17 protein-coding genes and 1 pseudogene are annotated in these 17837 nt (G+C 47.1%); 8 read left to right on the top strand and 10 right to left on the bottom strand.

Features of this window, described 5'->3' with window-relative positions; all coding sequences use genetic code 11:
- Positions 1 to 265: 265 nt before the first annotated feature.
- On the bottom strand, positions 266 to 1468 hold the full coding sequence (locus tag QUB04_RS28570) for a Coenzyme F420 hydrogenase/dehydrogenase, beta subunit C-terminal domain (protein ID WP_333041421.1): 1203 nt from the start codon (positions 1466 to 1468) through the stop codon (positions 266 to 268).
- Between the two features lie 395 nt (positions 1469 to 1863).
- On the opposite strand from QUB04_RS28570, the gene QUB04_RS28575 reads away from it, so the two are divergent.
- Both QUB04_RS28575 and QUB04_RS28580 read left to right on the top strand, forming a co-directional pair.
- Complete coding sequence (locus tag QUB04_RS28575) at positions 1864 to 2424, top strand: hypothetical protein (RefSeq protein ID WP_333289721.1); 561 nt, start codon at positions 1864 to 1866, stop codon at positions 2422 to 2424.
- A 458-nt stretch (positions 2425 to 2882) separates the two neighbouring features.
- Entirely contained in the window at positions 2883 to 3059 is a 177-nt protein-coding gene (locus QUB04_RS28580; protein WP_333289723.1) for a hypothetical protein, read from the top strand.
- Between the two features lie 63 nt (positions 3060 to 3122).
- On the opposite strand, the gene QUB04_RS28585 is transcribed toward QUB04_RS28580, so the two are convergent.
- The 4 genes from QUB04_RS28585 to psbZ all read right to left on the bottom strand — a co-directional run bounded on the left by QUB04_RS28585 (position 3123) and on the right by psbZ (position 8037).
- A complete protein-coding gene (locus tag QUB04_RS28585) occupies positions 3123 to 4589 on the bottom strand; it encodes a DEAD/DEAH box helicase (protein ID WP_333109100.1) in 1467 nt (488 codons plus the stop codon).
- 905 nt (positions 4590 to 5494) lie between these two features.
- Complete coding sequence (rimO, locus tag QUB04_RS28590) at positions 5495 to 6817, bottom strand: 30S ribosomal protein S12 methylthiotransferase RimO (protein WP_333289725.1); 1323 nt, start codon at positions 6815 to 6817, stop codon at positions 5495 to 5497.
- Positions 6818 to 7031: 214 nt separating this feature from the next.
- Complete coding sequence (gene ribH, locus QUB04_RS28595) at positions 7032 to 7625, bottom strand: 6,7-dimethyl-8-ribityllumazine synthase (protein ID WP_333058250.1); 594 nt, start codon at positions 7623 to 7625, stop codon at positions 7032 to 7034.
- A gap of 220 nt (positions 7626 to 7845) precedes the next feature.
- Positions 7846 to 8037, bottom strand: coding sequence for a photosystem II reaction center protein PsbZ (psbZ, locus tag QUB04_RS28600; protein ID WP_190735314.1), 192 nt, complete (start codon positions 8035 to 8037; stop codon positions 7846 to 7848).
- 325 nt (positions 8038 to 8362) lie between these two features.
- On the opposite strand from psbZ, the gene QUB04_RS28605 reads away from it, so the two are divergent.
- The 4 genes and pseudogenes from QUB04_RS28605 (at position 8363) to QUB04_RS28615 (ending at position 12972) form a co-directional block, all read left to right on the top strand.
- Positions 8363 to 11392: a CBS domain-containing protein gene (locus tag QUB04_RS28605; protein ID WP_333289727.1), complete on the top strand. Its 3030-nt coding sequence runs from the start codon at positions 8363 to 8365 to the stop codon at positions 11390 to 11392.
- Between the two features lie 189 nt (positions 11393 to 11581).
- On the top strand, positions 11582 to 11803 hold the full coding sequence (locus QUB04_RS28610) for a DUF2127 domain-containing protein (RefSeq protein ID WP_333289729.1): 222 nt from the start codon (positions 11582 to 11584) through the stop codon (positions 11801 to 11803).
- Positions 11804 to 12275: 472 nt separating this feature from the next.
- Positions 12276 to 12425, top strand: a pseudogene (locus QUB04_RS32660) (transposase); the annotation flags it as partial.
- A 298-nt stretch (positions 12426 to 12723) separates the two neighbouring features.
- The gene (locus tag QUB04_RS28615; RefSeq protein WP_333289731.1) at positions 12724 to 12972 is read left to right on the top strand and encodes a hypothetical protein; all 249 of its coding nucleotides are present in this window, start codon (positions 12724 to 12726) and stop codon (positions 12970 to 12972) included.
- Positions 12973 to 13428: 456 nt separating this feature from the next.
- On the opposite strand, the gene QUB04_RS28620 is transcribed toward QUB04_RS28615, so the two are convergent.
- Positions 13429 to 13773, bottom strand: a complete 345-nt coding sequence (locus QUB04_RS28620; protein WP_333289733.1) for a DUF4870 domain-containing protein — start codon at positions 13771 to 13773, stop codon at positions 13429 to 13431.
- Positions 13774 to 14302: 529 nt separating this feature from the next.
- On the opposite strand from QUB04_RS28620, the gene prfC reads away from it, so the two are divergent.
- Positions 14303 to 15931, top strand: a complete 1629-nt coding sequence (prfC, locus tag QUB04_RS28625; RefSeq protein ID WP_333289735.1) for a peptide chain release factor 3 — start codon at positions 14303 to 14305, stop codon at positions 15929 to 15931.
- Positions 15932 to 16088: 157 nt separating this feature from the next.
- Here prfC and QUB04_RS28630 read toward each other — a convergent pair whose 3' ends face one another.
- The 3 genes from QUB04_RS28630 to QUB04_RS28640 form a co-directional block, all read right to left on the bottom strand.
- Positions 16089 to 16247, bottom strand: a complete 159-nt coding sequence (locus QUB04_RS28630) for a hypothetical protein (protein ID WP_333289737.1) — start codon at positions 16245 to 16247, stop codon at positions 16089 to 16091.
- Entirely contained in the window at positions 16234 to 16512 is a 279-nt protein-coding gene (locus tag QUB04_RS28635; RefSeq protein ID WP_333289739.1) for a hypothetical protein, read from the bottom strand. The genes QUB04_RS28630 and QUB04_RS28635 overlap by 14 nt, the downstream gene beginning before the upstream one ends.
- A 135-nt stretch (positions 16513 to 16647) precedes the next feature.
- Complete coding sequence (locus QUB04_RS28640; RefSeq protein WP_333289741.1) at positions 16648 to 16803, bottom strand: hypothetical protein; 156 nt, start codon at positions 16801 to 16803, stop codon at positions 16648 to 16650.
- An 88-nt stretch (positions 16804 to 16891) separates the two neighbouring features.
- Here QUB04_RS28640 and QUB04_RS28645 point away from each other — a divergent pair, with 88 nt between their 5' ends.
- Complete coding sequence (locus QUB04_RS28645) at positions 16892 to 17161, top strand: hypothetical protein (RefSeq protein WP_333289743.1); 270 nt, start codon at positions 16892 to 16894, stop codon at positions 17159 to 17161.
- A 234-nt stretch (positions 17162 to 17395) separates the two neighbouring features.
- Here the strand turns inward: QUB04_RS28645 and QUB04_RS28650 are convergent.
- Positions 17396 to 17837 (bottom strand): tetratricopeptide repeat protein (locus tag QUB04_RS28650; protein ID WP_333289745.1); only part of this gene is annotated, 442 nt, incomplete at its 5' end.

Consider the following 17837-nt stretch of genomic DNA (forward strand, 5'->3'; position numbering starts at 1 on the left):
GTCCCCGCTCGCGTATTGTACAATACGCGAGCGGGGACGCTCGCACTGTAAATGCAAAACTGAGATGCTCCCCGTAGGGTGCGTCAGTTTGCATTACTTTGTCGGCGAAGCGAGGAGATTTCGACTGACGCACCTTCCTAAACTACACCTCCGGCAACTTAATACTCGCCCACAAACTGACGCACCTTACTAATTTCTAGGGTGCGTCAGTTTGCACGATGTTCTCTGCGAAGCGAGAAGATTTTGACTGACGCACCCTACTAAACTACACATCTGGCAACTTATACTGCCCCACAATCCGCTTAGCATATTCCGGCACATGAGCCTCTAATTTCTCCGGGTAATTGCGCTTCACGTACAGATAATTACGAGTGAAATGAGAATCAATCGAAAACCGAGCATATTCCAAACCCTTCGGCCCAATTCTCTCAATAAAAACTCCCATTAACTTCGCCGCCCACATCGGCAAAGTCACTCCTTTTTCATAAGCCGGAATGCTTTGCTGAACCGCTTCTTTTCGGTTTCCCTGAGACATCACCGGCTGAGTATTTAACTGATCCGTTACCAAATCTAACATCTCTTGCCCGGTGTCATTTCGCACTACAATCCACTGCCAGCCAAAAGGTGCGCCCATGTAGCCCACAACTAAATCTGCTAGAGAATTGACATAATCAAAACAGCTCAAACAAGAAGGAGCAAAAACATCTTTCAATTCCTTAGTATTCAAGCCAAAAAACGGCACTTTTTCTTCCGAACCATCTTCGTGTTTGAAGTGAACGTTAAAGTCTTGCATAAACTCATAAGATACAACTGTTTCGGGAGAACGGCTAGTCGTATCTAGGAATTTTTGCAAGCCTGCACGGCTGACATTATCGACACAGGGAGTTCCCAAAACGTATAGCTTCTCTAAACCGAGTTTTTTCTCGACTGTTCGCAAAGCTTGAATTTGACAGCCGACGCCAATTACTAACAGCCGCTTCATCCCAGATTTTTCGATTTGTTCTAATACGGAAAGATTGGGGGAGAGAGTGGGTTTGTTGACTTTTGCTGCGAGAATCTCTTCACGATTTCTAGCAATTATCGGCATCGGTTGAAAGCGGTCTTCTTTGGTATTTTGGACGCAAACAACGCCTTCTACAATTCCTTTTTCGAGCATTTCAATGGCAATTGTGCTGACGATTCCCGTCCACTGAGCGCCCTCGATCGGCTCTTTTTTCCGAGCCGCCATCATATTTTGACTGACTCCGAAATACCAATCGTCGGGATTATCGAGATTGCGCGATCGCCCGTGAATCTCTTCTTCTAATTCCGCGATATGCTGTGTTAAGAAAGCACAAGATTCCTTGACATAATGGATGTAATATGTATCGCACAAACCGCACTCGCTGCAAAGTTCTTTAGCGGGGCGGCGGCTACCCGGTTTGAGGGCCTTGGATTTTTGGTGTTTAGTAGAATCTGTTGCGGTCATCTAAATTACTAATTTTATCGAGATATGGCTTTTGTTAGGATATCACAGCAATTTCCGTTGATTTACCTCTTTATTCTTTCTTTCAGTCCTCGCAGGCGGACGCAAGCTTGTGCGGGAGCAAATTCGGTTCGCCCGAAATTGGCGGTTTTCAAAGCTTAAAAAATATTAGTCAGGACTTACCTAGGTTGCGCTATAAACCCGGTTTCTTCCTGAACACCTCACTGTTAAACCTAAGATTTAGGGTAAAAACCGGGTTTCTTTGTGTAGTTTTGGTAAAAAAATTCGGTTTCAGAGCATCGCCGTGCGTCGAGGAGTGTTTGTGTAAGTCCTATTAGTATCAATCCGGATCTAGCGGGCGATCGCGCGAATACATTGCCAAATAAAGCTATAAAAAAATGGTAAAAATATTTGTGACAACAGCCGTCGTTGGCATCATGATGAATCTCGCAATTTCGAGCTTAGGATTTGCTGCTTTAGTTCGCCCTGTCCCCGCTATGAATCAAACTGTTGCGACTCTAGAAAGAATGCTCAGCGCGACACAAAAGCCGGCGGCGCTGAACTATTCGCGCCTGGGGATTGGCGGCGTGCGGTTGGGGATGTCTGTAGAAGAGGCAAAACGTAAGTTGGGAAAACCACAGCGCGACGAAACTAAACCTGCTGGGCCTGGGATCGGCGGCAAGATTCGCACGCTAAGCTACTCAGGATTGACGGTAGCAGCATGGAATGGCAAAGTTTATTTAGTTTCTACTACCAATCCCAAGTTTCTGACAATTGATGGTGTGAAGCTAGGAGATAACAGCCAAAAAGTCGTTAAAACTTACGGTTATGGGTCGCAATCAGTCCAGGGTGGAGTGACTCGGTTGACTTACAGCAATGACCAAAAGGCTTCTAATTTGATTGTGGAAATTAAGGGCGATCGCGTGCAAAAAATTATTGTGAGCACGCAGCTAAACTGAAATATTAAATAACAGTGCAAAAGTCCCGGTTCACAAGTTTGTAGTAAGGACTTTATTCCTTATTTATGAGGACTTTTAGCCTTTCTGTGAGTTGACTGGAGGGCTGTTTCCTCATGTACGCGCGTGCGTAGCTATCCCGTAGGGAATCGCCCGCGTCTCCTTAATCCTCTTCATCATCATCCGACAATTGTGTAATTTCCTCAGCAATTAGTGTCGGAAAATCCTCTCCGCAGTGAACGTTGAGATGGATTGCAGAGAGGAAGGAACTCGGCTAGAATTTCAGCTTTTTGTCGATCGCTCAAATCAGGTAACTGAAGTTGATCGATTAATATCAAATCCGCCCTTCATCGAAATTATTCATCTCTCTGTTCTCTTCCTCTGCGTTCTCTGCGTACTCTGCGGTTTAATCATTCCAATCCAACCGGAATTGATATAAAGTAATAACATTTTGACACTCAGTGCCCAATTCATCAATTAACGTTCTCAGCGTAGAATTAGTTACAGAAATTCTCCGATCGCTAACTTCCATCTTTACTTATCCAATTCTCAGTCCGCTAGGAGTTGACGAAAGTTTGTTGGCGGTTTCAACCAGCGAGGGAGATCGGATTTGGGATCACACCCATAAAAAAAAGTAGAGGTGCGATCGATCGCATCTCTACAGTAATTCTAAATAAGGTGCACCGAGTGCACCCTACCAATTAGCGGTTCTGGGGAACAGGAGCACTCGGTGCTCCAGAAAAAGTCGCCTCACCAGTCTTAGCCCGCTTTTTGATCAAGATAGGCTTGACGCTGTTTTCTCCACCAATCGGGGGATCTTCTTGTTGAGCGTAATCAGCGCCCATCCAAGCAGGACGGCTTTGATCGAAAGCCATTTGCAAAGCAGCAGCGGCGATCGCGTGGGAGTCGTACTCCTCGGATAACTGAGACACCAGAGGCAAGAAAGATGCCATCCGTTCGCCAGCCAAAGCTTCGCGAACTTTACCCTGCATCTTTTCCAACTGACGAGCTTCAATTTGCGCCCGTGTCGGAATGTTTCGCACCGTCAAGCTCGATCGCACGTGGCGTTCAATCAAGCGCAGTTTGCGGCGATCGACCGGTTGAATCAGCGTAATCGCTGTTCCTTCGCGACCAGCCCGGCCCGTGCGTCCGATCCGGTGAACGTAGCTTTCCACACTGTCGGGCAAATCGTAGTTAATAACGTGAGTCAAGTGATCCACGTCCAAACCCCGCGCCGCAATATCAGTCGCCACTACCCAGCGCACCTGACATTGGCGGAACCGATGCAGCAAACGTTCCCGTTGTGCCTGATTCAAATTACCGTGATACTCATCAACGCTGTGACCTGCTGCTTGCAGTTGGCTGGTGAGTTCTGCCGCCGACTGCCGAGTCCGCACAAAAATCAGTGCAGATTCCGGGTCTTCCATTTCTAGGATTGGCTGTAGGGCTCTTGCCTTCGACCAGCCACGGGGAATCATGTACACGCCTTGGCTGATGCGCTTTGGCGTTGCTTTTGGCTGTTCTACGGTGACGTTGACTGGGTTACGCAAATGCCGCGCCACCAGTTTCCGAATGGAAGGTTCCATCGTCGCCGAGAAAAATGCCGTTTGACGTTCTTGTGGTGCTGCATCCAAGATTTTTTCCACATCTTGAATAAAGCCCATGCTCAGCATTTCGTCAGCTTCATCCAAAACTAGCCATTTTACCTTGTCTAGTTTCAGGCTGCCGCGGCTGAGCATATCCAATATGCGTCCGGGTGTACCGACAACGACGTGAACGCCGCGCTTCAAACGCTGCATTTGACGATCGATCGATTGACCGCCGTACACTGTCAGAACTTGCAGAGAGCGACCCACTTTTACCGGGCCGTCGCTGCTGATGCCGCTCAAATCACGGATGGCTTCAGTTACTTGCATCGCCAATTCGCGAGTCGGCGTCAGCACCAGTGCTTGCACCGCAGTTACATCTAAATCAATCCGCTCCAAGATGGGCAACGAGAATGCTGCCGTTTTGCCTGTCCCTGTTTGGGCTTGACCCACAACGTCGCGACCTGCTAACAGGTGCGGAATTGCTTGTACTTGGATGGGAGTAGGTTCTGTAAAGCCTAGTGTTTCCAGATGGAGAACGAGTTCTTCCGAAAGACCTAAGCCTTCAAACAATAAATTCATTAATGCTCCTAATAACGAGTCTTAGCCTTCTAAGTTGCCCAACTCGGATGCGGATTTCTGCTCGGCGGCAGGAACTCATAAGAGTTCTTTATGGTGCTGCGCCTGCGCGCACCTTCTTAAATAGCAATCGAGTATAGGGCAGCTCCGTCGATGGTGACTAAATTTACCAATTCGACAGCCGTCTTTGATTTTGTGACATCACCGATACCAACCGCCAGCGGTCGGCTTATGGGCTTCCAACATTCTTAAAATAGGACATTGGACTTCCTTTGAGGTACTTGCAAGCTTTCCCTCTTAGGCATTTTATAGTGAGGATCATGCCAGCCCCACTTAACTACAACATAGTAGTAATAGGTTTGTTGGTTCAGGCGCTATCCCGCAATCCGTCGCCTGCGGGATTGAGCAGGGGATGCAGCGACCGTTACCGCCTATCCATCTCAACACTCTTTCGGGATACCGTTGTGGTGTAGGGCGGACGGCGAAGCAATCTCAAATTCTCCCCGCTTATTTCTGGCTTGTTACTATCATAACTCTTTACATTCAGAAACAAAACATTAAATTCGTTAAAATTTTCCGATCGTTCTGTAGAGATAACCGCACCCCGAGGGGGAGCGTCGATTGCAGCCAGAGGCTAATAAAGGTTTAGAACCCCTTTGCTAGATATCTTTGCACAATATTGTACAAACCGTTACTTTTGCTGCACAATCTGCTAATCCTTTTTGGCTGGTGTCGGGTTTTTGTTCGCCACACCGTCTCAGGCGACAGTTCCAGCAACACTTACACTTGACCCCGCCCAGCACCGGATACAGTGCCACGTCAACTCATGAGGGTCGATCCCAGAATTTTAGACAAAAGAAAGATCGATCTCCCAGATGAGTCTGTGCAGTCAATCTAAAATCTAAAATCTAAAATCTAAAATCGACTTGACCGTAGAGGTCGTAGACATCTGCACCAGTAATTTTCACAGACACGATCGATCCCAGTCGCGCTTCTCCTGTCACATAGACGAGTCCATCTACTTCTGGGGAAAACCGAGCGGATCTACCAATCAACTCACCTGTCTCTGGTTGTTCTTGTTCTATCAGGACATCAACTACCTGACCGACAGACTCTTGATTCTTCTTCAATGATATAGGTTGTTGTGCCGCCATTACCGAATTGCGCCGCATTTCCATTATTTCTGCAGGTATTTGCTGAGGCAAGCTGAAGGCTGGGGTTCCTTCTTCTGGCGAAAATACAAAAACTCCTACGTGATCAAATTCGTGGCGCTTGACAAATTCCAGCAAGTGTGCTGCGTGTTCGTCGGTTTCGCCTGGGAAGCCGACAATAAAAGTTGTCCGCATCACTGCGCCGGGAAGTGCTGCTTTGAGCCGATCGACTATGGCATCATTGATCCCAGCTTGAAAAGGCCGATTCATCGCCCGCAGAATTTCCGGGTGCGAGTGTTGCAGGGGTAAATCCAAATACGGCAAAACGTTGGGCGTTTCCCGGATTGCCTCGACAACTTGCGGAGTCAAACCTGTAGGATAGGCGTAGTGCATCCGAATCCAAGGTACATCTACTTCACCCAAAGCGCGAAGTAGTTCGGCGAGTTTCGGTTCGCCATAAATATCTTTGCCGTAGTTGGTGGTAATTTGAGAAATTAAGATAATTTCCTTTACCCCTTCGGAGGCTAATTGCTTAGCTTCGGCGACGATAGATTCGATCGTCCGCGATCGTTGATTTCCGCGCAAGTGCGGGATAATGCAAAATGCACAGCGGTAGTCGCAGCCTTCTGCTATACGCAGATACGCGACACCTTCCGATGTCGTGCGGTAGCGGGGAGTAGTTTCGTCAGCGATGTAAGTAGGTTCTGAAGAGACGAGGGAAACTCGATCGCCCTTTTCCACCTGCTGCATAACATTGACGATTTTATGATAGTCGCCAGTGCCGACAATTGCGACTGCTTCGGGCAATTCATCCAGCAATTCCTGCTGAAAATGCTGTGCCATGCAGCCGGTGATCACTACTTTTTTATTAGCTTCTGCCAATTCTACCAAGGTGCGGACTGACTCTTCTCGCGCCGCTTGGATAAAACTGCAAGTATTGACGACGACGTAATCGGCTAATTCTTCATTAGAATCGACTTGATAGCCCGCTTGAGCCAGCAAGCCGATCATGTGTTCGGTATCGATGCGATTTTTTTCGCAGCCGAGGTGAGTAAATGCGATCGTTGGCTTCGTTGCCATGCAGTAATAGTTAGTGTTGCGCTATTTCTAAGAACGTTTTATGATATCACACTTCTTGCCAATTGGCAAGATATTGGTCTAATTGGTCGATCGGCCCACACCAGTGGAATTTTTACCTTGGGGGCGGGCATAATCACCAGCCCACAAGAGTTTTAAGATTTTTCCCGATGCAAATCTTGATGTTTTTTGAGCTTAAAAATACTGCTAGCCGAACTTACGAGGGGATTTGATCCGACGATACATCGGGGGCGAGCGACAGATTTCCTTCGCCCGAAAGCACTTGAGCAGCAGATCCTGTAGTTAATCGATGATCGTAAGAGTGTGTTCCCAAACCCTTAACTTGGCGCATCAACGTGCCCATTTCCAAAGCACTCATCGCATAATTCCAGCCCAAATTGCTTTTAATTCCAGCCCTTTCCAAAGCTTGCTGCATCGTGTCAGTCGTCACCACCCCAAAAATCACCGGCACCCCTGTTTGAAAAGCAGCCGCAGCAATTCCCTTAGCAACCTCACCAGCCACAAAATCGAAATGAGGAGTTTGGCCTCGAATTACCGCACCCAGACAAATTACCGCATCGTAGCGGTGAGAAAGAGCAGCTTGGCGCGCCACCAAAGGAATCTCAAAACTTCCCGGAACCCAAAAAAAGTCCACCTGAGAGCCATGAGGATTAATATCAACCCCGTGGCGTTTCAAACAATCTTGACATCCCTCCAAAAGTTTGTTAACCACCAAATCGTTAAAACGACCGATGACAATAGCAAATCGCAAAGATTCGGTGTGAGTAAAAGTTCCCTCGAAAACAGTCATAGTGTTCTAGTTTAGATTTTAGGTTTTAGGTTTTAGAGTTTTGTTTGTGAGAAGGCAAAAGTCAGAAAGCAGCAGCATCTCATCTGAATCTCAAGTACAAAAACATACAGGGTCGCGCGGTGTGGAAAATTCCTAGCTTCTGCCGAATGCCTTTCAATCGCTGGTGAATGCCTTCATCCTTCTATCTTTTACCTTCTTTATTAGATAGAGTTGGGTGAAATTAAACGACTAAAAAGTTCAATACACCCACTGCAATAACCAGCAAAAACCAGAGACCCGACCCGACATAAATCAGGGATTTAGACTGATTCCAGTTTTGGGGAGAGGCATAAGCAACCGGGACGCCAACGACCATCACAAAAGACAGCAGTACCAGACCCAGTAAAACCACTTGAAACAGAATTGATAACATCTTTTCTCCTTTCGATATAACCGTGCGTTGATCAGAAATAGCTTCCCAGAACCGGAAAAAATCTTCCAAATTCTAGTTTTTGACAGTTTCCCGATAGTCGATCGAGAGATTGTCGGTTGATTGATAAGAAAGAACCCGTGCAAATTCGGGCGTTGCGCGAACAGGCGTCAGCGACTTTTGAGATTTTTATCAATTTTATCATTGTTGGCTACAGCACAGAAAACTGGATTCGATACAGGCTGAAGGTTAAGTTACAGTGCGATCGCCCGGTGTCAGAGCCCGAGAAATTGCTACTCTGTGAGTGAGAGATGCGGGATTTTCGGCTATGGACTTAGTTTTGTGCCACACAACAGCAGATTTTGACGCCTTGGGGGCGGCGGTGGGACTTTGCGTGCTGCGCCCCGGTAGCAGGATCGTATTGACGGGCGGGTGTCATCCGACAGTGCGGGATTTTTTGGCGCTACACCGCGACGAGTACCCACTGATTGAACGCCGATCGGTCAATCCGCAACAAATTCGATCGATTACTATAGTTGATGCCTCCGGGCGCGATCGTTTGGGAAAAGCCGCCGAGTGGCTGGATTTGCCACACCTCAACGAAATTGCTGTTTTCGACCACCACCTAGAGGCGCATTCAGACATCCCCGCTACTGTTACGCAGATCGAAGCAGTCGGAGCCAGCACGACATTAATTGTCGAAAAGCTCAAAAATCAAGCAGAAAAGAGCGACACACCATTCCGCCTGCTGCCTTCGGAAGCAACAGTAATGGCCCTCGGCATCCACGTCGATACAGGTTCCCTTACCTTTGAGGGCGCAACTGCGCGAGATGCAATAGCTTTGGCGTGGTTGATGGAACAGGGAGCAAGTTTGGGGGTAATAGCTGAATATGTAGAACCCGCTTTGTCTCCTCAATTGCAAGATCTGCTGAGAGAAGCGCTCAAGAATTTGCGATCGGAAATTTTGCACGGTTACAGCGTAGCCTGGGTGCTGCTATCTACTGAAGCTTACGTTCCGGGACTTTCTTCCCTGGCTTCTCGCTTGCTCGATTTGACGGAAACCGATGCTCTGCTGTTAGGTAATGTTTATAAATTTGGCGAAAACGAAAACAACCGCAACATCGAGCCCGAATCGCCAGTTTCCAATCGATTAACTATTATCGGTCGATCGCGCATCGAAGGCACAAACCTCAGCGAATTGTTCAAACCCTTCGGTGGTGGAGGCCACGCCCGCGCCGCTTCCCTCGCCACCCGCGATGTTGACCCCCTGCTGACTTTAAATCAGTTAGCTGACGAACTCAAAGCTCAAATTCCCCACCCTCCGACAGCGCGCGAGTTAATGTCGTCTCCAGTGCGGAGTATTCGCCCGGAAACCTCGGTGGGGGAAGCTCACCGTATCCTCCTACGTTACGGACATTCGGGGCTTTCTGTGGTTGATGCGGGCGATCGACTCGCCGGCATTATCTCGCGCCGCGACATTGACATTGCCCTGCACCACGGTTTCAGTCACGCCCCGGTGAAGGGTTACATGACTTGGCAGTTAAAAACGATCGCCCCAGATACCTTGCTGCCGGAAATTGAATCTTTAATGGTGACATACGATATCGGGCGCTTGCCAGTATTGGAAAACGGTCAACTGGTGGGAATTGTGACTCGGACTGATGTTTTGCGGGAATTGCACCAGCAAAAAGCGCGAGACAGGGGAAGTAATGCAGAATTGTCTTATTGTGCCGTGTCCGAATCGGTTGAGCAGTTGTTGCGATCGCGCATCAGTCCCGAATTATGGCAATTATTGTCGATCGCGGCCAATATTGCCCAAAACCGCGGCTGGCAACTTTATATTGTGGGTGGAGCAGTCCGGGATTTACTCTTAGCCACGGATGATACACTGGCGCTAACAGATATCGATTTGGTGGTGGATGGAAAGTGCGGTTCCGACGATTCCGGTGCTGGTGTCGAGTTAGCTTCATCGCTGCAAAAACTTTACCCCGAATCGCGTTTGGACGTTCACGGTCAATTTCAAACGGCCGCGCTTTTGTGGCACAAAGACTCTGCTTTCGGCTCGCTGTGGGTGGATATCGCTACGGCTCGCACTGAATTTTATCCTTATCCGGCTGCAAATCCTGAAGTTGAAGCGAGTTCGATTCGCCAAGATTTGTACCGCAGGGATTTTACAATTAATGCCCTGGCTGTGCGGTTGGGTGTTCCTCGCAGTGGCGAATTGTTAGATTTTTTTTGCGGTTTGCTGGACTTGGAATCGAAGCAAATTCGAGTTTTGCACGCCAATAGTTTTATCGAAGATCCGACGCGAATTTATCGCGCTGTGCGGTTTGCGGTGCGGTTGGGATTTGAAATTGAGCCGCAGACGGAAGGATACATCCGCCACGCTTTGGCCAGCGGGATTTATTACCGAATTCAGGGGGAAAATGGCCGAGCTCCGGCTTTGGAAACTCGGCTCAAAAGCGAATTGAAATACATTTTGCAAGCTCCTTACTGGAAAGTTGCTTTGCAAATGCTGGGAGATTTGCAGGCTTTGCGCTGCATTCATCCTAGTTTGGAGTTGGATCGGGAGTTGTGGCGACAACTGCGTTTGCTCGATCGGTGTTTGAATGGAAGAAGGAAGAAGGAAGAAGGAAGAAGGAAGAAGGAAGAAGGAAGTTCGGCAACGGATTCTGTAACGGATGTAACGGATGTCAGTTCGATGGAAGTCGGAAGAAGGAAGAAGGAAGAAGGAAGTTCGGCAACGGATTCTGTAACGGATGTAACGGATGTCAGTTCGATGGAAGTCGGAAGAAGGAAGAAGGAAGAAGGAAGAGGCAAGAAGGAAGAAGGAAGAGACAATTCCCTATTCCCCATTCCCCATTCCCCATTCCCCATTCCCCATTCCCCATTCCCCATTATCAATATTCCCGATTGGCAAATGCGGCTGGAAGTTTTGATAGCTTATGTAGCACCGGAATATCGCGGCAAGGTGGCTGCAAATCTTCAGTTACCCGCTGATAGCATTAAGCGGTTGGAAGTTTTGGAAGCGGGAAAGAAGCAGTTAGCAGAGAATTTGCCTAAGTGCGAGTTGCCGAGTCAATTGGTGCTGCTGTTGAGAAAGTATGAGTTGCCAGTGTTAATTGCGATCGCCCTACAAAGTCCGCGAAGTGCACGTCGCCAAATCTGGGAATATCTCACCAAATGGGCGAATGTTGAGCCGCCTTTAAATGGCAACGATTTGAAGGCTTTGGGTTATAAGCCGGGGCCTGGGTTTAAACGAATGTTGGATGATTTGTTGGCGGCGAGGTTGGATGGCGATTTGGGCGATCGGGCTGCTGCTATCTCTTTCTTAGCACAACGTTATCCTCAAGCTTAATAAGGTGCGTCAGCAGCGCGTTATTTTTTATATAATTGATTCGCTAATTGCTGACGCACTCTACTGAATTTTTAGTTTTCAATCCCAAACAGGCTAACCAGGCGATCGCACATTATTGATATTTCGAGAATTCAGGTGAAGAAACATCGCGCTCCTAGTTGAATCACAATTGTCCTTTACAAAACTTTTGTGGCTTTCCTCTTGACAGTAACTTCGATACTTTTGGTTTTTGCACTGAATAATTATCAAGTCTTAGAGAAATTGGCGGAATCTTATTTGTTAGAAAGCCAAGTAAAAATTGTGGAGTTTTTATTAGACCAAGTTCTAAGTGTCAAGCCTCAAACCTTACTATTTAGCGGACTGGCGATCGGACGGTATGCAATTTTAACTGTGTCACGGTACTTAAATTAGCGGTATTTATCGCAAATGTAGCCATCTTATGGTATTTGCTCCACCATTTGCCGAAGCATGGTAAAGGAGCTTAAAGTTTTGATTATTCAGAGGAAACTCACTTGATTTTATAAATGTCAGCATTTTCCATTTTAATTTCATAAAACGGCTGATCCGTCAAATAAAAACCTCAATCTTTACAAAAATTTGTTGATTGTAAAGATTCGATAAAGCTACGAGGGGTTAGACCCCCTATGAGTTATACTGACATATATATAGATGCACCCTGATGGCTTTCCCGTTCCACAAGAGCGGGATTTTTATTGGGAAAATATTGTATTAAGTTTTAAGACATCTGGTAGAGATAGAATTGGTGGAAAATTTCAATAGAACGATCGCAGCCACGGTTATCACTACAATTGCCACTAATGGCGAAGGCAGCGCTTTCGTGAAGCGAGGCAGAATAAACAAGCCAATATTTGCTCCTAGTTCTTTTAGTCGTGAAATCTACCGTCAACGTAACATTGTTGAACGTGCTATCAACCGACTCAAACAATTTCGCCGTATCGCAACTCGATAGGAGAAGTTGGCCGCAAATTATACAGCCATGATTACGATAGCCTGCGTTCAGTTGTGGTTATAGTTTGAAAACACGCCCTAGGCGGTCTGGCTGGCTGCAAGCGGTTGTGAGGGTGGGAACTGCCAAGAGTAGGATAGAGCCTATTCCTTTAGCATGAGGTCACTTATTCAAACAATTGTTATACTACAAAATGTAGTAAATCGTTGAAGGCTCACAGAAATTCTACCTTTTATGATTTTGGGTCGTCATTTAAGAGAACGCAGTCCTCCGCTGATGTGCACAACTTAGTAGAACGGTTGGTGTTTTGCATCGGGATATTTCCTCTAGTTCAGAGTTTTTAACTCTACTTAAAGGAAATACTATGCAGAAATTTAAAGTCCGAACAACCGCTAAGTTTGACAAAAAATTCAAACACCTTTCCGAGGTGGAACGGAAAAAGTACAGGAAAACTTTAGGTTTATTGGAAAATCCTGCACATCGCAGTCTCTGCACTCATGCTTATGAGGAAAGAGGTAAAGGTGTTAAAGGTTCTTATACCAGTATGAGAGAACGAGTTTTTTGGAAAATGGAGGGGACGACTATTTGGGTTATTGATATTGGTTCGCACTAACCTAGGTTAGGTACTTACACTTATTTATTATTTTTGAGCTAGAGGAAATTTTACCGATAGCAAACACCTAAAACTTGATGATACAGACTCTACCGGTTAAGGACTGATAGGGTTTTTTTTTGTAGACAGGTTAAACAGAGGCCGGTGCTAAAAGTCACCAACGACGAACTTGTTGAATCGCCTCACAGGTGCTATTAATTGAGGTGGAGTTACTGTATTCCATACTTGAAGCCGTGGGTCACTATATCGCTACAAGAACGAACCGAATCAGCCTGCTGACGCTCGCCCATCAGTGCCCACCCTAACTATTGCCCTGCGATCATTACCCTCTTTGTCACTTAAGCAGTGTATTTGCCAGTTGGGGGTAACGAATGTCAGTTATAAAACAATTAAAAACCCGGTTTCTTATTGAAGAAATCGGGTTGGTGAAATCGATGGTGAAGCGCGATTTGCTGTCTAAACTATTCGGAAAATAAAAGGGTAGCGGTAAGGTTGGTTAGGATTTTGCAAAACCTGGAGGATAGCCATTATTGTCAGTCCCCAGTGCAGCAGATAACCTAGGGGCACTAGGATAAAGCCAGCAAGACCGAAAGTGACGACAGTTAACACCATAATCACGGTGCTGTACACCCATACATTAAGGTGAAAATTGATGGCTTCTGTGGCGTTTTCTTTGACAACGGGGTCATCTGATACTAACAATACAGCGATCGGCGCTCCGATCGAGAACAGTAACGTGCTGAAAAAAATCGCCCCGTGGCACACCAGTGATAGAAGCTTCCGCTTGTCTGAGTCGTACATACTAAATTTCTTCCTTGACTTTATTGATAATTTTACCTTTAATAGCAACTGTAGCACAGGCTATAATGGCGATCGGGTGATGATTCCCCTACCTAATTTGTGGTCAGTAACCCAGCCCTAAAGGGACTGAGCTTGTAAGAGTAATCAAGCAAGCTGTACTGACCAGCCTAAGTCTTAATTGACTACGTTATTTGAGTCACGACACCAGGCGAATGCGACGCCAGTTCCCTGCTCTGTCGCTTGCAATTAAACAGTTTTAAGGTCACTGAAACAGTGTTGCAAGCCTAACAAGCTCTTATAACCTTGGCGAGGCGAACATTACCCCGAAAGGGAGGCTCGAAAGAGCAAACATTATGCGTGAGCGGGTTGCGAGGTTTGAGGTGGTAATTGTCCCACTGAAAGTACATTACAAAAGTACACCGAATTAAGCAATCCCCGTGTAATGGAAAGATTCACGGCGGTTGAAACCGCCGAGCCGTTTCCCTCTCAGCCCTAAAGGGACTGAGTTCCCACTTACGGATTTTTTTTGATGACAACAGAACTCGAAACTGAATTGCTAACTGCTGTTGAGCGCCGGCGCAACTTTGCTATTATCTCGCACCCTGACGCGGGAAAAACTACTTTGACAGAAAAGCTGCTGCTGTACGGAGGTGCAATTCACGAAGCAGGTTCTGTGAAAGCGCGGCGGGCTCAGCGACACGCTACCTCTGACTGGATGGCGATGGAACAGCAGCGGGGAATTTCTATTACTTCTACTGTTTTGCAGTTTGAGTATAAAAAATATCACATTAATCTGCTCGATACTCCGGGACACCAAGATTTTAGCGAAGATACTTATCGCACTCTGGCGGCGGCTGACAATGCGGTGATGCTTGAGGATGCTGCTAAAGGTTTGGAACCGCAAACTCGGAAGTTATTTGAAGTTTGTAAGCTGCGAAGTTTGCCTATTTTTACTTTCTTTAATAAGCTCGATCGCCCTAGCAGAGAACCTTTGGATTTGTTGGACGAAATTGAGAAGGAATTGGGGTTGCAGACTTATCCGGTAAATTGGCCCATAGGTACGGGCGATCGCTTTAAAGGTGTTTTCGATCGCAGGGCGCGCAAAATTCACTTATTCGAGCGGGCTAAACACGGTTCTCGCGCTGCTGTTGATACCGTTATCGAATTGGGCGATCCGCGCATTGAAGATTTGTTGGAACAAGACCTTTACTATCAGCTCAAAGAAGAGTTAGAACTGCTTGATGAGTTGGGAACTGAACTCGATTTAGAGTCCGTTCGGGCTGGAAAAATGACGCCAGTTTTCTTTGGCAGCGCCATGAGCAATTTTGGGGTCGAACTGTTTTTAGATGCGTTTTTAGATTACGCAATGAAGCCGATCGCCCGCAAGAGCAGCGCCGGAGACTTGCCCCCAACTTATGAAGACTTTACCGGGTTTGTGTTTAAATTGCAAGCGAATATGGACCCAAGACACCGCGATCGGGTGGCGTTTATTCGGGTTTGTACGGGCAAGTTTGAAAAGGACATGAACGTGACTCACGCTCGCAGTGGTAAAACGGTGCGTTTGTCAAGACCTCAAAAGTTATTTGCTCAGGATCGGGAGTCGATCGAGGTTGCTTATCCGGGCGATGTGATCGGTTTGAACAATCCGGGGGTATTTGCGATCGGCGATACTATTTACACCGGCCAAAAACTGGAATATGAAGGGATACCCTGTTTTTCTCCCGAACTTTTTGCTTTTTTGAGAAATCCCAATCCTTCTAAGTTTAAGCAGTTCCGCAAGGGCGTTTCGGAGTTGCAGGAAGAAGGCGCAGTGCAAATTATGTACTCGGTTGATGAGTCGAAACGCGAGCCAATTTTGGCGGCTGTCGGACAGTTGCAATTTGAAGTTGTGCAGTTCAGAATGCAGTCGGAATACAATGTGGAGACGACGATCGATATGTTGCCTTACAGTGTAGCTCGTTGGGTTGACGGCGGTTGGGATGCGCTGGAAAAAGTTGGGCGGCTGTTTAATACGGTGACGGTGAAAGATACTTGGGGAAGGCCGGTTTTGCTGTTTAGAAATGAGTGGAATTGCCGCCAGGTGGAAGGGGAGCATCCTGTGTTGAAGTTAAATGCGATCGCCCCTGTGGTGTCTGGTTTGGCTGTTAGCGAGGAGTAGGGCTTACGCATGGGGCCCAGAAACCGGGTTTTTTACGAGAAGACGCATTACATACCGTAAATTCGGTAAAAAACCCGGTTTCTTTGTCGGAGTGCGTAACTCCTGTTAATCTTCTTCCTAATTCTTCCTTCGTGTCCTTCGCGTCTTCGCGGTTCAATCATTTTAAGTATTTATCCACCAAACGCTCTTCTAACATGACTGCAACTCCCGCATCTGTTGGGGGTGGCATATCAGTTTTTGCTAGCCCTCGGAGTCGCTTGGCCGAACCTTTGCGATCGCCCAATGTGAGTTTAACTTCAGTATCAGTTGTCTCCATAAATGCTCTCTCGGCTAATAGCTTCATCTGAAAGAGTGGGGAGATTTAGGGTACTATGACTGTCAACCCATTCCTGAAATGCTAGTGACCATTCTGTTGGGGTAGCTGTTTCGTAAAAGGGACGTTGTTGAGGTTCTATTAGCCGTTTGAGCATCGCATCTAGTAATGGTTTAATCTGAGCCGGCGTGCGGTTGGTGATTTTTGCCAAAACCTGAGTAATAGTCTGTATGTCTTGTTGGTGAGATTGCTGAAGATCGTGCAGCATAATTATCCTGGGGCTCTCTTAGTCTAGTTATAACGCTAAATCCTCAGCCCGGCCCAAAACCTCCCCATCCCCCTCTTCAATCCAAAATCCAAAATCTAAAATCCAAAATGGATTGACGGCGGCCCCCCTCTGCGGCTACGCTTTGAAGTGAGAGGTTGCTTGCTTGTAGAGGAGGCAGCCCGCGTCGCCCAAAAATCTAGTTGCACTGCCCAAAGCTGCTGGAACAGCAATGGACAGCATAACCGCCAAACTGGGACTAGCAGTCTGGAGGCTAACGGAGTATCTTAACATCCTCTGTAGCCGCCCTGCTATGTGTTGAAATGCGGGGCGGCTGGGTTTTTGGGTTTTTCTAGAAAACCCAAAACCAGGAGAACATATTATGTCACAGGAATTCGTGCCTGACGACAACAAATCCGATCGCCCAAATGACGACTCAGCAGCAGTATGCGAACAGGAAGTGGTGCTGTTAACGGTTGTCGGTTCGCCCAAAGGTGTCAGGGAAACCATACTCACTTTGTACCGGCTGGGATTTGCAGAAGTGGGCGATTGGAGTCCCGTACAGCGTGCCGCGAATCCGAAGCAGGTGATGAGCGTGCTGATCCGTCGGAAGCGTGCTGAGGGTACATCGCCGAGAAAATCTGGGCGGTAAGCTGCAAGGTTAAATAGCTAAATTCGAGGGCGGGCCTTGAACGCTCAGCCCTGAGTCCGGCAGTCCGGCAGGGGTTGAAACCCCTGCCTCAAAGCAAAAGTCCTCTGAAGAGGACTGAAGAATTCATTAGTCCTCTTTAGAGGACTTTTGCTATTAGCCAGGGAATTCATTCCCTGGCGGGCTTTCGGTTTAAGGCAGGGAATGAATGCCGCGTCTTTACTCATTGCGAGCGAGCTAACTGCTGAGACTATCCTCACCCAAATTATCGAGAAACTCTTGCATAAAATCACGCCAATTGCGAACCCAATCGTTGTTAGGAGCAATGGCTAAACATCGATTAAACATTTCCAGCGCCTCTTGCCAATTATTGAGTGCTTCCTGTTCCTCCGATAAGTTTGATTGCAAATCACCCAGAGCGATCAGCGCATTCCCTTTGTTGTTGAGAGCAGTGATATAATCCGGTGCAATAAGTAAAGCAGAATTAAAGGCTGCGACCGCCTCTGAGTAAGACTGTTTTGCATCCTCAAATTCACTTAGCCCTGCTTGCAAATCACCCAGATATCGCAGCGCAATCCCTTTGTTGTTGAGAGCAGTGATAGAATCCGGTGCAATAAGTAAAGCAGAATTAAAGGCTGCGACCGCCTCTGAGTAAGACTGTTTTGCATCCTCAAATTCA

The sequence above is a fragment of the Microcoleus sp. D2_18a_B4 genome (assembly GCF_036702475.1).
Taxonomy (GTDB): Bacteria; Cyanobacteriota; Cyanobacteriia; order Cyanobacteriales; family Microcoleaceae; genus Microcoleus.

What these genes read in the sequence shown, in the direction of transcription:
- QUB04_RS28570 (WP_333041421.1), bottom strand. Translation starts at nt 1,468, where the DNA reads ATGACCGCAACAGATTCTACTAAACACCAAAAATCCAAGGCCCTCAAA.
- QUB04_RS28575 (WP_333289721.1), top strand. Translation starts at nt 1,864, where the DNA reads ATGGTAAAAATATTTGTGACAACAGCCGTCGTTGGCATCATGATGAAT.
- QUB04_RS28585 (WP_333109100.1), bottom strand. Translation starts at nt 4,589, where the DNA reads ATGAATTTATTGTTTGAAGGCTTAGGTCTTTCGGAAGAACTCGTTCTC.
- rimO (WP_333289725.1), bottom strand. Translation starts at nt 6,817, where the DNA reads ATGGCAACGAAGCCAACGATCGCATTTACTCACCTCGGCTGCGAAAAA.
- ribH (WP_333058250.1), bottom strand. Translation starts at nt 7,625, where the DNA reads ATGACTGTTTTCGAGGGAACTTTTACTCACACCGAATCTTTGCGATTT.
- psbZ (WP_190735314.1), bottom strand. Translation starts at nt 8,037, where the DNA reads ATGTTATCAATTCTGTTTCAAGTGGTTTTACTGGGTCTGGTACTGCTG.
- QUB04_RS28605 (WP_333289727.1), top strand. Translation starts at nt 8,363, where the DNA reads ATGGACTTAGTTTTGTGCCACACAACAGCAGATTTTGACGCCTTGGGG.
- QUB04_RS28615 (WP_333289731.1), top strand. Translation starts at nt 12,724, where the DNA reads ATGCAGAAATTTAAAGTCCGAACAACCGCTAAGTTTGACAAAAAATTC.
- QUB04_RS28620 (WP_333289733.1), bottom strand. Translation starts at nt 13,773, where the DNA reads ATGTACGACTCAGACAAGCGGAAGCTTCTATCACTGGTGTGCCACGGG.
- prfC (WP_333289735.1), top strand. Translation starts at nt 14,303, where the DNA reads ATGACAACAGAACTCGAAACTGAATTGCTAACTGCTGTTGAGCGCCGG.
- QUB04_RS28630 (WP_333289737.1), bottom strand. Translation starts at nt 16,247, where the DNA reads ATGGAGACAACTGATACTGAAGTTAAACTCACATTGGGCGATCGCAAA.
- QUB04_RS28635 (WP_333289739.1), bottom strand. Translation starts at nt 16,512, where the DNA reads ATGCTGCACGATCTTCAGCAATCTCACCAACAAGACATACAGACTATT.
- QUB04_RS28640 (WP_333289741.1), bottom strand. Translation starts at nt 16,803, where the DNA reads ATGTTAAGATACTCCGTTAGCCTCCAGACTGCTAGTCCCAGTTTGGCG.
- QUB04_RS28645 (WP_333289743.1), top strand. Translation starts at nt 16,892, where the DNA reads ATGTCACAGGAATTCGTGCCTGACGACAACAAATCCGATCGCCCAAAT.